Here is a 14,281-nt window from a genome sequence, read left to right on the forward strand (position 1 = left end):
GGGGAAGCTGTACGGGGCTGTGCGTGGGCCTCGACTCGCGCGGCGCTCATAGCAGAGCGCGGCACGGCGGTTCGGCCACGGCCGACCGGGAGGGCCGGTCCTGGATCACGGCCTAGTGCCGGCACTAGTGCCGCGACCGGCAGGGTTTGCCCGTCAAGGAGCGGCGTCCGGTGCGTGTGATCGCAAGGCGGGCAGAAGTCCATGTAGCGGAGCTACCTGGGCTTGTGGCCAACGCGGCGAGCGCGCGTGCCGGGCGTCGCGACGGGGCAAACGTTGCCGGGAGGGGCACTAGATCAGCCATCTGCACAGGGCGGCCAGTGCGGTTCGGCCGCCGTTCGGTATCCAGTCGCGGAGAGCACCAAGAGGTGCGGCGACGAGCGGCCCGGCCACGCGTACGTGCTCGGCCGCGGTGGCCGGGCAGGGCAGCGCACGGAAGGGCAGCGGCGTGACCCCGGCCCGGCCCGCGTCGGAGGCGGAGCAGCCGTCGGGTGCCTGCCGCCCGGCGACCGTGTTGCCGCCGAGGCTCCCCTGGGGGGTCGAGAGGGAGTGTGACGCACTGCCCGGGCCGCCCGGGAACGGGTTCGCCCGATGGGACACGTCCGCCGCGCACTGCACCATGGCAAGCAGCAGGGCGCTCAGGGCCGCCCATACGAGCCGTCGTTTCCAGGGCGCGGGGATCCACGGCGGACACCGGTCTCCCAAGGGCGGGACCGCCCGTGAGCGGTCGAGAGGGATGGCAGAGCAGGACGGCACAGATCCTCCGCGTGGCGGCCGCCCGCGCCGGATCGTCCACGGCGGGGCAGGGGTGTCAGGGCGGTATGACGGTCCGTCGGGCCGTCCCCCACCACGCACGGAACAGCGGGCGGGGAGGCCGGACGCCATGCCCCGGTCGACGAGGGGAGGCGTCGGTGCGACGTCGTGCCGCTCCGCCGCGCCTCGGCGGGGTGTCGACCGGGTGGAGGTTCAGGTCTTAGATGCGCAGGACGGAGGAGGCTGCCGCGGGTGGCGCGAGGACCGGACCGCGCACCACCGGGACGTGTCCGTGCCCGACGTCGGGCACGGCGTCGTTCGCCGTGGAGTTCAGCGCCGACGGACCCGGCATTCCCGTTCCGGACCCCTGCGGGGGCTGGCCGAGCGCGCACTCCTGGAGCGCGTGGTGCTGCCCGTGCTCACCGTGATGACCGCCCGGCAGCTCCGTGTCGGGGAGGTGGCACGTAGCACTCGCGAACTGTGGGACCGCGGCGAGCGCCGTGGGACCGTCGGACAGGGCCGAGACGCTGTCGGACGGAGCGAGATGCCCGAGCGTTCCTTCGGGGCTCGCCGCGTGCGTGTACAACACGCCGAAGAGGATCAGGGCCAGTCCCAGCAGACGCAGCGGAGCCGCTGATGAGCGGCTCCGCCGTGTACTGAAAGGAAACCTGGCTGTGATCACGCCGTGATCCTAGCCGTTGACTGTCGTCGCGTTGGCGGCGACGGTCCGGACGCCGCGTGAACAAGCCATGTGGGGATCATGCTCCGCCGGAGAGCTCGCCGTACACACGTCCGGGTCCCGGCTGTTCACGGAACGCAAACGCCCTCGTGAGGCACCACCTGCGGTGTGGACGCGGTCGACGGGACGCCGGGCTCCGCGGGCCGCTGCGTTGTCCGGATCCTAGTGCCGCGACCGGCAAGGTTTGCCCGTCAAGGAGCGGCGTCCGGTGCGTGTGATCGCAAGGCGGGCAGAAGTCCCTGTAGCGGAGCTACCTGGGCTTGTGGCCAACGCGGCGAGCGCGCGTGCCGGGCGTCGCGACGGGGCAAACGTTGCCGGGAGGGGCACTAGCGCCGGCCTCGCCGACGGCCGGACAGGATCTGGAGGGGGCCGTAGCCGGGCGGCGGGGGCCGGTCGATAGGCTTCGGGGAGCGCGGGGGCAGCACTCCGTGCCGCCGCACCCGCCGTTCCGTCCGTCCCGGCGGCGTACGTCTCGAAAGTTCGCGACCCATGCACCTCGGCCCGGCCCGATCCGCCTCCCCGGCCACCGGGGTGCTGCGCGGGCTGCGTGCGACGGTGCTCGCGGTGCTCTGCGTGCTGCTGCCGTTGGCCGGACACGCCCTGGCGCAGGGGCACGCGCCCCGACCGGTCATCGTCGCGGGCATCGCCGCCGTGGCTGTCCCCGGCGCGGTGACACTCACGCGCCGGCGGCTGACCGACGCACAGGCGCTCGCTGTCCTCACGGCCGCCCAACTCGCCTACCACGCCGCCTACTCACTGCCCGGCGCCTGCCGCACGACGGCCGACAGCGCCGCGACGCCCGGCGGTCTGCCCGCCGCCGTCGAGCACGGCGCGGCCGCCGGACCACCCGCCGGGGTCCTGCTCGCCGGACACCTGGTGACCCTGGCCGTCGGTGCCCGGTTGCTCGGCATCACCGAACGACTGCTCTGGCAGAGCGAGCCGTTGCTGCTCGCCGTGGGACACCTGCTGCTGTTCGCCTGGCCCCTGACGGGTACCGCCCACCACCAGGGCCCGCGGACCACGGTCCGGGAAAGCGCCTCCCCCCTGAAGTCGGCCGTGCCGGCACGGCTGAACGCGGGCCGCGCCCCTCCGCCTCGCGGGCCCGCTCCGTTCATCCCCCACCGGCCGACGCCGACCGGCGGCCCCTGCCTGCCCTGACGGCACGACGCGAGGGCCCTCGGGCCCCTCGGCGCCACCGGGCCCCTTCCGTCCCGGTGGCGTCCGCCGGGGACACAGAAAGCCCCATGAGGCCCGTCACCAACCGGCGTGCCGCCCGTACCGAACTGGTCTCCAGCAGCGCGGGCGATGCCGCCGCACTCGACCGGCTGCCCGAACGCGTCACACGGACCTTCAGCGACGAGATGACGCGGAAGTACGCCAAGGTCGCCGTCGGGGGCCCGTCGTTGTCGGGGGCGCGTGGGGCCGACGGCGCCGACCCCATGCCGCACACCGCCGCCCGTCCCCGCGTCATTTTCCGACCGCACCCGACACACCGAGGAATCATGAAGAAACACCTGTACATCGCCCTGGTCATGGTGGCCGCGTTCGCCGCCGCCCTCGGGTCCTTCCTCCTCTTCTCGCCCGACGAGCCGCGCGGCACCGTCAACGCCGAGCCCGCCGCCGAGGCCCTGCCCGTACGCGAGTCGAGCCATCGCCTCACCCGGCCCGAACGCTCCGAGCTGACCGTCGTTGAGTTCCTGGACTTCGAGTGCGAGGCGTGCGGGGCCGTGTACCCGGTCGTGGAGGAGCTCCGCGAGAAGTACCGGGACCGCGTCACCTTCGTCGCCCGCTACTTCCCCATGCCCGGCCACCGCAACGGCGAACTCGCCGCGCGCACCGCCGAAGCCGCCGCCCGGCAAGGCAAGTTCGAGCAGATGTACGGCAAACTCTTCACCACCCAGGCCCAGTGGGGCGAGGCCGAGGAGTCGAAGGAGGCTCTCTTCCGCGGCTACGCCGAACAACTCGGCCTGGACATAGCGGCATTCGACGCGGCGCTGAAGGACCCGGCGACGGCCGCGCGCGTCCGGGCGGACCAGCGCGACGGGCTCGGCCTGGGCGTGCAGGGCACACCGACCTTCTTCCTCGACGGCGAGCGTGTCTCCCCGGGCTCCGCCGCGGAGTTCGAAGCGCTCATCGAGGACCGGCTGGCCCGGCCGTGACCGTACCACCGTCGGCGAACGCGCCGTCGGCACGTGCGCGCCCGGTCACGACCCACGGCTTGTGACGGCAGCCGGATCCGTGGTGAGGGTGTCCTGACGCGCCACCGCCCGCGCGGCGCGTCAGGTCACCAGACCCCGGCGATAGGCGTAGACGACTGCCTGGACACGGTCGCGGAGACCGAGTTTGGACAGGATCCGCGACACGAAGGTCTTGACGGTCTCCTGGCTGATCAGGAGGGTCGCGGCGATTTCCCTGTTCGAGAGGCCGTTCGCGACGAGGCGGAGGACTTCCAGTTCGCGAGGGGTGAGCGGGATGTCCTGGGCAGGACCCTCGGGGGGCCGGATCCGGGCGGCGTACCTGCCCACGAGCCGGCGTGTGACCTCGGGATCCAGCAGTGCCGCGCCCGTGGCCACGGTCCGGATACCGTGCAGCAGGTGGGCCGGCGGCGCGTCCTTGAGCAGGAACCCGCTCGCTCCCGCGCGCAGCGCCTCGTAGACGTACTCGTCCAGGTTGAACGTCGTCACCACGAGCACCTTGACGGGGTGCGGCACCCCGGCGCCGGCCAGCAGGCGGGTGGCCTCGATGCCGTCGAGCACCGGCATGCGTACGTCCATCACCACGACGTCCGGGCGCAGCCGGCCGGTGAGGTCGACCGCGGCCTGTCCGTCCCCGCACTCGCCCGCCACCTCGAGGTCGGGCTGGGCGTCGATGATCGTCACCAGCCCGGTGCGGACCAGCGTCTGGTCGTCGCAGACCAGGACCCGGACCGGCGCGGTCACGACGCGTTCCCCGCGGGGATGCGCGCGCGTACGACGAAGCCGCCGCCCGTGTGGTGGCCCGCGTGGAAGTCGCCGCCGAGCACGTCGACCCGTTCGCGGAGACCGGCCAGACCCCGCCCGCTCCCGCCGGGAGACCCGGCCCGCGAGCCGGAACCGTCCGTGTCGACCTCCACGATGATCTCCCTTCCGCAATGGCGCACCTGGACCGAGGTGCGGCTGCCGCGGGCGTACTTGAGGGCGTTCGTCAGGGCCTCCTGCACGACCCGGTAGGCCACGAGGTCGGCGCTGCCGGCCGATTCCGCGGGCGTGCCCTCCTCGGTGAACTCCACCGGCTGCCCGGCCCGGCGCGTCTGCTCCACGAGCGTGTGGAGTCCGCCGACGGGCGGCGTCCTGGCCCCGGTGCCGTGGTCGGGGTTGAGCAGGTCGAGCAGGTGCCGCAGGTCGCTGATGGCCCGCCGGCCGGTGTCGGAGACCGCGGTCAGGGTCTGGTCGAGGCGGTCGGGCGCGGCGGACAGATAGCGTGCCGCCTCGGCCTGCACGACCATCGCCGTCACGTGGTGCGTCACGACGTCGTGCAGTTCACGGGCGATGCGGGTGCGTTCGGCGGTGCGGGTGTCCTCGGCGACACGGCGGCGGCGTTCGGCCTCCCGGGCCCGGGAGGAGCGCAGCCCTGCCCCGATGCCCCACGCGAGGGCCAGCGCCAGGTAGAAGAGCGCGAACCCGCTGGGCGCTTCGGCCCCGGAACCGAGTTGGTGGAGCGCGACCGCCAGCGGTACGTACGCGGCGGAGAAGGCCAGCGCGGTGGCGCGTCGGTGCCACCGCAGATGGGATGCCAGGCCCACCAGTGCGATGGGCAGTCCGGTGCCGGCGAGCGTGTGGTAGCCGCGGAGCTGGTCGACGGCGAAGCCGAGCGACACCAGGGCGGAACAGACGACCGGCCATCGGACCACCCCGGCGAGCGGAAAGCACTGGAGCGCGACGGCCACGAGGGCGAGCACGTCGAAGGGACGGCCGGGCAGGCCGCCGAGGTCCGTCCCGTGGGTGTGGAACGCCGGCACGAGCGACGCCGCGAAGAGCAGCACTCCGGCACCCAGGTACCGGAGCCCGGCGTCGATACGACGCAATGGCTCCGGGACCCGCCGAAGAACGATCACCGGGAAAGTGTAGAGGCGGCGGCGATCCGCTCGGGGCGCGGGCGGCGGGGCACGATGGTGCCGCGCCGGCGGGCCAGCCATATGAACCCGATCGTCATCAGCACGCAGAACACCACCGCGTACAGGCTTCCCTCCGGACCGAAGTCGCCACCGGTGACCAGTGCCGGCCCCGACATCGAGGCGTCCAGCAGCCCCTGGTTGTCACCGTTGCCGGAGACCACGGTGCTGAAGATGCCGGACGCGGCGAAGTTCCAGCCGAAGTGCAGGCCGATCGGCAGCCAGAGACTGCGGGTGGCGGCGAAGGCTGCGGCGAACATGCCGCCGGCCTCCAGTGTGACGGCGATGGCGCCCCACACACTGGCATCCGGGTTGAGCAGGTGCGACAGGCCGAACAGCACGCCGGTCAGCGACATCGAGATCCAGGTGCCGAGGCGTTCCTCGATGATCCGGAACAGGACGCCGCGGTAGAGCACTTCCTCCGTCACGGCGGCCGCGGCCATGAAACCGATCAGCCCCACCGCGGTCGACACCGAGCCCCGCCCGTGCACCTCGTAGTACCCGAGGAAGAAGATGTTCACGATGACGGTCCCGAACAACCCGAGGCCGATCAGCGCTCCCCGGGTGATCCCGGACGCGGCGCCTTTCCGGGCCACCTCCGTGGAGGGTCGGCGCTCGGTCCGCCGCACCACCCACCCGTACACGAGCACCGCGAACAACGCCGTCGACAGCCCGACGGCGGACGTGAGCCACGGGTTCGCCCGTACCGCTGTCACGGCCTGACCGCCGATGGCGGCGACCGCCACGGCGGCGAGGAGCTGCCAGACCACTCTCATGATGCGCCTTTCCTCCGTCCGCGGCCGGAGCGCCGCGGACGGACGGAACGCTACGGATCCGGTGGCTCGAAATCGTCACCACACGGTGGACACCCGCGTGTAGCTCGCTCGGGGGACACGCGTGAGCCGGTGCCGCGCTGCCCGACCTGGTGGAACGTGGTGCCGCCGCGCCGCTCGCGGCCGCGACGCCCACGTCGGGCCGCCGAATCCTCGCACGCTGCGCCGGGACGGGTGAGGCCGGCGTCCTCAGGCGGGTGCGGGGCGTAGGCGCGGGTGCGGGTTGTGTGCGCGGACTCGCACCCGCACCCGCACCCGCACCCGCACCCGCACCCGCACCCGCACCCGCACCGAGCCTCTGTCCCTGTCCGTCTGTCAGCGCAGGGTCAGCAGCGCCTCCTGGCTGAACGGGACGAGCTCGTTCAGCCGGCCGTTCAGGACCTTGTCGGCCCACTCCGGGTCGGCGAGCAGCGCGCGGCCGACCGCGACGAGGTCGAACTCGTCCCGTTCCAGGCGGTCGAGGAGCCGTTCGACGCTCTCCACGCCCGCGGCGGCGAGGCCGGTGGCGGCGGGCTGGAAGACCGCGTCCAGGCCGACCGAGCCGACGGTGACGACCGGCTTGCCGGTGAGCTTCTTCGTCCATCCGGCGAGGTTCAGGTCCGACCCCGTGTCGGGGAACTCCGGCGTCCAGTAGCGGCGCCCGGAGGCGTGGAAGGCGTCGACTCCGGCCCCTGCCAGCGGAGTGAGCAGGGCCTCCAGCTCGCTCGGGTCCTCGGCGAGCCGGGCATCGTAGTGTCCGGCCTTCCACTGCGAGAACCGCAGCACCACGGGGAAGTCGGGGGCGACCCTCGCGCGGACGGCGGCCACCACATCGGCGGCGAACGCGGTCCGGGAGGCCAGGTCACCGCTGTAGGCGTCGGTGCGCCGGTTGGTGCGCTCCCACAGGAACTGGTCGATCAGGTAACCGTGCGCGCCGTGCAGTTCCACGCCGTCGAAACCGGTCCGCTCGGCTGCCTCGGCGGCGTCGGCGAAGGCGCTGATGACATCGTCGATGTCGGCGAGGGACATTGCCTCGCCCGCTCCGCGGGTGCCGTCCAGCGCGATCCCCGACGGCCCCATGGACGGCGCCTCGGGAAACGGCGGGGCTCCGGCGGGACGCTGGATCCCGACGTGCCAGAGCTGAGGCATGATCGCTCCGCCGTGCTCGTGCACGGCCTCGACGACCCGCCGCCATCCGGCGAGCTGCTCCTCGCCGTGGAAGCGGGGAACGTCGGCGGCGTCGCCGGCGGAGCGGTGGCCGACGTACGTGCCCTCGGTGATGATCAGGCCGGTCCCCGCCGCGGCCCTGCGGGCGTAGTAGGCGGCGACGTCCTCACCGGGAACGCCGCCCGGGGAGCTTCGACGGGTCATGGGGGCCATCACGATCCTGTTCGGCAGCTCGGCCGAACCCAGCGTGAACGGGCGGGCCAAGGCCGCGGCCGCGCGGTTGCTCACTGTCGCTCTCCTGTCGTGGGTGCCGGGGGCATGTCCCCCGGAGCGGATATCCGCAGTGCGACAACGTCGGCGGCGACGCGGAAAATCCTGCCGTCGGCGTCGGCTTGACGCGACAGGCAGGCGACCCGGCCCGGCGAGGCCCGTACGGGGCCCGGCAGGACCCGTACGCCGTCCGCCGAGCCGTCCCGGGCCGGGGGCCGTGTGTTCCTCGACGCAGGTGGCTTCGCCGGCCCGGGACGGTTCTCCCCCGTGGCCGTCAGTCCAGCGGTTCGATCCAGAGGTTCCTGAAGCGGACCTTGTTGCCGTGGTCCTGGAGCCGGATCGCGCCCGCCGCGGCCGATTCGGCGGCGCCGCCGCCGGTCGGGCCGTCCACCGCCACGTTGTCGTGGACCTTCTTGCCGTTCCACACCACGGTGATCCTGGCGTCGTCGGTCTTCCGGCCGTCGGCGTCGAAACGGGCCGCGCGGAAGACGATGTCGTACGTCTGCCAGGTTTCCGGTGCGGTGGCCGCGTTCAGGTCCGCGGCCTTCTTCTCGTAGATGGCCGCGGCCTCGTTCGGGGCGAGTCTCGCCACCCCGAAGGAGTCCAGGATCTGGATCTCGTACCGGTCCTGGAGGTAGATCCCGCTGTTCCCGCGGTCCTGCCCGGTGACGTCGTCGGGCAGCTTCGGCACCCGGAATTCCGCGTGCAGCCTGAAGTCGCCGAAGGCCTGCTTGGTGCGGATGTCACCGCAGCACACCTCGACGGACTCCTCGGCGGTGCGCGGCCATTCGACACTGCGGCCGTCGGTGTGCTGCCAGTCGGTGGCGAGGCTGCCGCCGGAGAACAGGTCGATACGGCTGCCGGCCTTGCGCACCTCGATCATGTCGAGGTTGACGTGGCCGGTGTCCTCGGGCCGATGGGTGTAGGTGATGGTGTTGCGGCCCTTGCGCAGGGTCAGCCGCTCGGTCTTGGTGGACCAGCGGTTCCAGGCGCCGGTGGAGGGGAGGCCGGTCTGCCGCGCCTGTCCGCCGTTGACGCCGACGCCGATCGTCTTGGTCCCGGTGAAGGGGTCGGGGCCGTTGCCGTAGCGCAGCGCCACGTCGTAAACGCCCTTCGTGGGTGCGTCGACCTCGAAGGTGGCGGTGGCGCCCTGAGTACCGAAGCCGTCGACGAAGCCACCGCCGGTGTAACCGGCGTGCTCGGTGTCGATGTCCGCCCCGCCGGACAGCCGTGCCGACTCGGCGTCGTACGAGGTGACGGGCTGCGCGGGGCCCGGGCGCGCGTTCAGTGTGTACCAGGCTTCGGTGGACCAGAGCTGCTCACCCGAGGCCGAGGCGAAGGGGCGCGGCGATCGCACGTGCACCACGCGGTCGGTCTTCAGACCGGGGATGGTGAGACGGACCTTGCGACGGTCGTCGGACAACCGGGCGGCCGTGACGGGGAGGACCTCCTCGTCGATCTTGGGGCCCCCGTACGCCGGGGTGGGAACGTACCGCCACTGCTCGACGGAGTAGGCGCCGCTCGTCAGTTTGGCGGCCGTCTCCTCCGACAGGGGCTCCGTGTAGGTGAGTTCGAAACCGTCGCGAGTGGCGCGCATGGTCCTGATGTCGAAGACCGCTGTGCCGTTCGGCGTGAGTTTCTGGAGTCCGAACCGGAGTTTGCCCTCCTGGCCCCAGTTGCCGTCGGCGCCGAGGCCGCCCGCGTAGATCGCGCCGTCCGGTCCGGTGCTGATCCGGGTGATGCCGGCCTCCAGGCCCTGCGTGTGCCGGAACACCGCGCCTTGGTACTCGCCGTTCACCTTCTCCAGGTCGGCGCGCTGGAGCCCGCCGTAGGTGACGTCACCGAAGAGCATCTGCCCGGCGAAGGGCCCCTTCTTCAACAGCATCGGTGTGCTCGGCGAGTTGGCTATCTCGTTCTGCGGCAGCCAGAGGACCGGCCGGGTGACCGTACGGTCGTCGAACGGTCCGGCCGGGTCGGTGTAGTGGTTGAAGAACCGTTCCTTCTTGATGTGGAGCAGCTTGGAGGCGGGCAGCCAGCCGCCCTGGTTGTCGGTGACGAAGAGGTCGCCCCCCGGGCCCCGTCCGATGCCGTTCGGCGTGCGCAGGCCGCCGGCCAGGTACGTGACCTTTCCGGTCTTCCTGTTCACCTTGATGGTGGTGCCGCGGTTCGGGGCCGGCTGAGGCCGGGTCGTCGCGCCACCGTAGTTGATGGCGACGGACAGGTTCAGGTAGAAGTCCCCGCCCTCGTAGAGCAGTCCGAAGGCGAACTCGTGGAAGTTTCCGCCGTACGGCCAGTCGGCGATCTTGCGGATCTCGTCGGCGGTGTTGCTGCCGTCGATGTCGGACAGTTCGGTCAGCTGGTGCTTCTCCGAGACGTACAGCTTTCCGTCGACGTACTTGATCCCCATCGGCTCCTTCAGGCCTTCGGCGATCTTCTTGTAGGTGACCTTGTCCGGACCGGTGTCACCCGTGACGTTGTCGAGGACGTACACCTCCCCCTCTGTATTGGTGCTGCCGCCCCACGTGGTCACGGCGAGCCGGCCGTCCGGCAGCCAGTCCATCGCGGAGACCTGCGGCTCGAAGCCCGCGGGGCGCAGATCGGTGAGGGTGTAGCCGGGGTTGACCGAGGTCAGCGGGAGGCCGTCGCCGGGGGTGTCGAAGCTGCCCTCGCACTCCTTGCGGCCCGGGGCGGTGACACGGACGACGCCGGCGTCCGTGCTGAGCACGGAATTCGGGACGAGGGTGAACTCGTCGGCGCCCGGCGGCTTCCACTGGAGGGTGACCTGCTGCTCGCCGCCGCGGTCGAAGTGGTCGATCCGCAGCGCGTGGTAGCCGGGGAGAAGGGTGATCTCGCCGTCCTTGGGCTCCGCGCCGTGCAGTCCGTCGTGGTCGATGACCTTCCGGTCGCCGAGGAACAGCCGGGATCCGTCGTCGCTGATCAGACGGAAGGTGTACGCGCCCTCGGCGGGCACGTTGATGTTGCCGATGATCTGGGACACGAAGTTGTCGGTGAAGCCGAAGCCCTCCGTGGACGACCAGTCGACGACGGGGATCAGCTTGTCGACGTTGGGGGTCTGGGCCGGCTTGAGATCACAGAGCTTGTTCAGCGGGGACTGGACATCGAAGACGCGGAGGGTGACGCCGGGTTCCTGGGGCGGCAGGTCCGCGAAGGGCTTCTCGTCCGCTTCGGCGGACGGTGCCGCGAGGCCACCGGTGAGAAGGACCGCGAGGAGTAAACCCGCGGTTCTTCGTGGCCTACGGCGATGGCTACGGAGGTTCGGGTACTTGTGTGGCGTCACTCTTCCTCCTGCTGGGCGCTGCGAGGCGGCGCGGCCGGTGGTGGACCGCGGTCGCGGAGTGGAGTTCGTCCACGTACGGGTGGTGCGGCGGCGTTCCGCCATGGTGCACGCAGACGTCCGTACGGAAGCGACGCCCAGCGTACGAACCGCACCATGAACCGTCCATACTTTGTCCACAACGAGGTGAAACCGTCGAGGGGTTGACAAACGCAGCCGGATATCACTCCGGCTCACATCCGTCTCGCGTCAGCCCCTGACGGAAGTCCGCCCGAAGGCCGTCCGCACCGTCTCCGCCGACGAACCGCCGGCCATCGCGTCAGCGCGAGACGGTCCGCTGGGTGGCGGGGACGGGCGCGAGCCGGTAGGCGCCCTCATGAGTGATCACGCGCCCGGCGGTGGGCGGAGCGAAGTGGGTGCCGAGGACCAGGGTGTCCGTGTCGGCGAGGGAGCGGAGCAGCTCGCGCCGCGAGGCCTCGGACCGCTCCGGGTCGATGTCGACGCACGCGCCGATGGCGGGGTGGGCGAGCTGGACCGGGTGGTGGACACAGTCGCCGGTGATCAGCGCCGTCTCACCCCGACTGGTCAGCTCGACGGCGACGTGGCCGGGGGTGTGGCCGGGAGTGGGCAGCAGGCGCAGGCCCCGTGTGATCTCGACCCCCTCGGCCGGGACGTCCACCAGGTCCAGCAGCCCCGCCTCCTCGACCGGGAGCACGGAGTCGCGGAACATCTGCGCGCGCGCCTCCTCCATGTCGTACGTGGCCCAGAACTCGCGTTCGACGCGGGAGGCGAGGTAACGGGCGCCGGGGAAGGTGGGAACCCACTCGCCTCCCGCTTCCCGTGTGTTCCAGCCGACGTGGTCGGCGTGCAGGTGGGTGAGGATCACCAGGTCGACGGAGTCCGGTGAGAAGCCGGCCGCGTCGAGGCGCCCGAGGAAGCCGGTGCGCAGATCGTGCCAGGCGGGGTTGGCCCGCTCCTTGCCGTTGCCGATGCCGGTGTCGACCAGGACGCGCAGTCCACCCACGACGAACGCGAAGCTGTGACTGTCGATACGCAGGACGCCTTCCTGGTCGGCGAAGTCGGGGCGCAGCCAGTCGTGTCGCTCGACCACGTCCGTGGTGGCGTCGGGCAGCAGCCAGGGTCCGGTCGCGGGTGGCAGGAGGACCTCGTCGACGCGGTGGACGGTGATGTCGCCCACCATCCAGGAGGGGACGGCGGTGGTCTCGTCGGCGGGTGAGGCGTTCACGCTGCGTTGTCTCCTTCGTTCTTCCGGGGCCGCGTCCGATGTGACGCCGACCCCTCCCCCTCTCGCTAAACGCGATCGGTTTGCGTTAAGCGACCGTAGACCTTAGCCTCCACTAAAGCAAACCATTAGCGTTTGACGCCTGGGGCTCCCTCGCTCCAATCCGATCCGCCCGATCCGAAGGGAACCTTCATGTCCGCCACTGGACTCACAGCGCCGGAGGTGGCCCTCTGGGCCGACCGTGCCGGGCTCCCGCTCCCGGCCGACCGGCATGTCACGGTGGCCGCCACCGCCGACCACATCCATTCCGTCGTCGCGGTCCTGCGGGAGCTGGACTTCGGTGACACCCCGCCTGCCGCCGCCTACCGCGTGGGAGAGGGGTACGACGATGCAGCCGTATGAACTGTCCCTCGCCGCGGCCGCGGATGCCATCCGGGCACGGAAGCTGTCACCCGTCGAGCTGGTGGACTCCGTCCTCGACCGCGTCGAGAAGGTCGAGCCGAGCCTGGGGGCCTACGTCACCGTCACCGCGGAGGAGGCCCGCCGGTCGGCGCGCGAGGCCGAGCACGACATCGCGGCCGGCCGCGGCCCGCACGGCTCGCTGCATGGCGTCCCCATGGGGCTGAAGGACCTGATCGACGTCGCCGGCGCGGCCACCACGGCCGGCTCCCGGGTCCGCGCGGCTCACCGCGCGGAGGCCGACAGCACGGTCGCCGCCCGTCTGACCGCGGCCGGCGCGGTCCTCGTCGGCAAGACCCACACCCATGAGTTCGCCTACGGTCTGACCACGCCGCAGACCAAGAACGCCTGGGACCGCGACCGGGTCGCCGGCGGCTCCAGCGGCGGATCCGCCGTCGCCGTCGCCGCGGGTGCGGCGACCTTCGCGCTGGGCACCGACACCGGCGGCTCCATCCGGGTGCCCGCCGCGCTCAACGGTGTCGTCGGCCTCAAGCCGACCTACGGCCTCGTCCCCCGCCACGGCGTCACGTCCCTGTCCTGGTCGCTCGACCACGTCGGCCCGATCACCCGCACCGTCGAGGACGCGGCCCTGGTCCTGACCGCCCTGGCCGGCCACGACCCCCGCGACCCCGCCTCCCTGGCCACCTCCGTCACGGACTACCGGCCGGGCGCGGACACGGATCTCACGGGACTGCGCGTCGGCGTGCCGCGGAACTACTACTTCGACCACGTCGCGCCGGAGGTCGAGACCGCGGTCCGGCACGCCATCGGCCACCTCGAAAGCCTCGGGGCCCGTCTCGTCGAGGTCGAGATCCCGATGACGCGCTACATCCAGGCGACCCATTGGGGCCTGATGGTGCCGGAGGCCACCGCCTATCACGAGCGCACCCTGCGCACGGTCCCCGAGCTGTACCAGGCGGACGTGCGCGTCCTCCTCGAAGCCGGCGAGCTGATGCCGGCCGGGGACCACCTGCGCGCCCAGCGCGCCCGCACCCTCATGCGACAGGACTGGGCCCGCCTGCTGAAGGAGGCCGACGTGATCGCCGCCCCGACGGTCCCGGCGACCGCGGTGCCGTCCGACCAGTCCACTCTCACCTGGCCGGACGGCACCGTCGAGGGCGTCTCCGACGCCTACGTACGCCTCTCGGCCCCCGCCAACATCACCGGTGTGCCCTCGCTGTCGGTACCGGTCGGCCATGACACGAACGGCCTGCCGATCGGTATGCAGTTGCTCGGCCGCCCCCTCGGGGAGCCGGTCCTGCTGCGGGTCGGCCACGCCTACGAGCAAACCCGGCCCGCCCGCCCGGTGGCGACGGTGTGACGGTCCGGCCGGCCGGTCCCGGCGGGAGCGGGCCAGGCGGGACCGGGCCAGGCGGGACCAGCGCTTGAAGCTACG

Annotated in this window: 12 protein-coding genes; 4 read left to right on the forward strand and 8 right to left on the reverse strand. The window is 71.9% G+C overall.

Translation table 11 applies throughout. The features are described from left to right. Window positions 1-288: 288 nt before the first annotated feature. The gene (locus ACU6P3_RS03235; RefSeq protein ID WP_447195819.1) at window positions 289-702 is read right to left on the reverse strand and encodes a hypothetical protein; all 414 of its coding nucleotides are present in this window, start codon (window positions 700-702) and stop codon (window positions 289-291) included. 268 nt (window positions 703-970) lie between these two features. Then, a complete protein-coding gene (locus ACU6P3_RS03240) occupies window positions 971-1,339 on the reverse strand; it encodes a hypothetical protein (protein WP_447195820.1) in 369 nt (122 codons plus the stop codon). A gap of 639 nt (window positions 1,340-1,978) precedes the next feature. Here ACU6P3_RS03240 and ACU6P3_RS03245 point away from each other — a divergent pair. Further along, window positions 1,979-2,647 (forward strand): hypothetical protein, encoded by a 669-nt coding sequence (locus ACU6P3_RS03245; protein ID WP_447195821.1) that lies wholly within the window; start codon window positions 1,979-1,981, stop codon window positions 2,645-2,647. A 344-nt stretch (window positions 2,648-2,991) separates the two neighbouring features. Then, window positions 2,992-3,648, forward strand: coding sequence for a DsbA family protein (locus ACU6P3_RS03250; protein WP_447197750.1), 657 nt, complete (start codon window positions 2,992-2,994; stop codon window positions 3,646-3,648). Between the two features lie 120 nt (window positions 3,649-3,768). On the opposite strand, the gene ACU6P3_RS03255 is transcribed toward ACU6P3_RS03250, so the two are convergent. The 6 genes from ACU6P3_RS03255 to ACU6P3_RS03280 form a co-directional block, all read right to left on the reverse strand. After that, window positions 3,769-4,428, reverse strand: a complete 660-nt coding sequence (locus tag ACU6P3_RS03255) for a response regulator (protein ID WP_447195822.1) — start codon at window positions 4,426-4,428, stop codon at window positions 3,769-3,771. Beyond that, entirely contained in the window at window positions 4,425-5,582 is a 1,158-nt protein-coding gene (locus ACU6P3_RS03260) for a sensor histidine kinase (RefSeq protein WP_447195823.1), read from the reverse strand. The genes ACU6P3_RS03255 and ACU6P3_RS03260 overlap by 4 nt, the downstream gene beginning before the upstream one ends. Then, window positions 5,579-6,415, reverse strand: a complete 837-nt coding sequence (locus ACU6P3_RS03265) for a CPBP family intramembrane glutamic endopeptidase (protein ID WP_447195824.1) — start codon at window positions 6,413-6,415, stop codon at window positions 5,579-5,581. Before ACU6P3_RS03265 ends, ACU6P3_RS03260 begins: the two co-directional genes overlap by 4 nt. Window positions 6,416-6,787: 372 nt before the next feature. Then, a complete protein-coding gene (locus ACU6P3_RS03270) occupies window positions 6,788-7,906 on the reverse strand; it encodes an NADH:flavin oxidoreductase (RefSeq protein WP_447195825.1) in 1,119 nt (372 codons plus the stop codon). 256 nt (window positions 7,907-8,162) lie between these two features. After that, window positions 8,163-11,186 carry a 3-keto-alpha-glucoside-1,2-lyase-like domain-containing protein gene (locus ACU6P3_RS03275; RefSeq protein WP_447195826.1) on the reverse strand — a complete coding sequence of 1,008 codons (3,024 nt, stop codon included), beginning with the start codon at window positions 11,184-11,186 and terminating at the stop codon, window positions 8,163-8,165. Between the two features lie 316 nt (window positions 11,187-11,502). Then, window positions 11,503-12,384, reverse strand: a complete 882-nt coding sequence (locus tag ACU6P3_RS03280; RefSeq protein WP_447197751.1) for an MBL fold metallo-hydrolase — start codon at window positions 12,382-12,384, stop codon at window positions 11,503-11,505. 234 nt (window positions 12,385-12,618) lie between these two features. On the opposite strand from ACU6P3_RS03280, the gene ACU6P3_RS03285 reads away from it, so the two are divergent. Both ACU6P3_RS03285 and ACU6P3_RS03290 read left to right on the forward strand, forming a co-directional pair. Continuing rightward, window positions 12,619-12,828 carry a hypothetical protein gene (locus ACU6P3_RS03285; RefSeq protein ID WP_447195827.1) on the forward strand — a complete coding sequence of 70 codons (210 nt, stop codon included), beginning with the start codon at window positions 12,619-12,621 and terminating at the stop codon, window positions 12,826-12,828. Continuing rightward, window positions 12,815-14,206, forward strand: a complete 1,392-nt coding sequence (locus ACU6P3_RS03290; RefSeq protein ID WP_447195828.1) for an amidase — start codon at window positions 12,815-12,817, stop codon at window positions 14,204-14,206. The genes ACU6P3_RS03285 and ACU6P3_RS03290 overlap by 14 nt, the downstream gene beginning before the upstream one ends. Window positions 14,207-14,281 lie beyond the last annotated feature (75 nt).

The sequence above is a fragment of the Streptomyces hebeiensis genome, assembly GCF_052983195.1.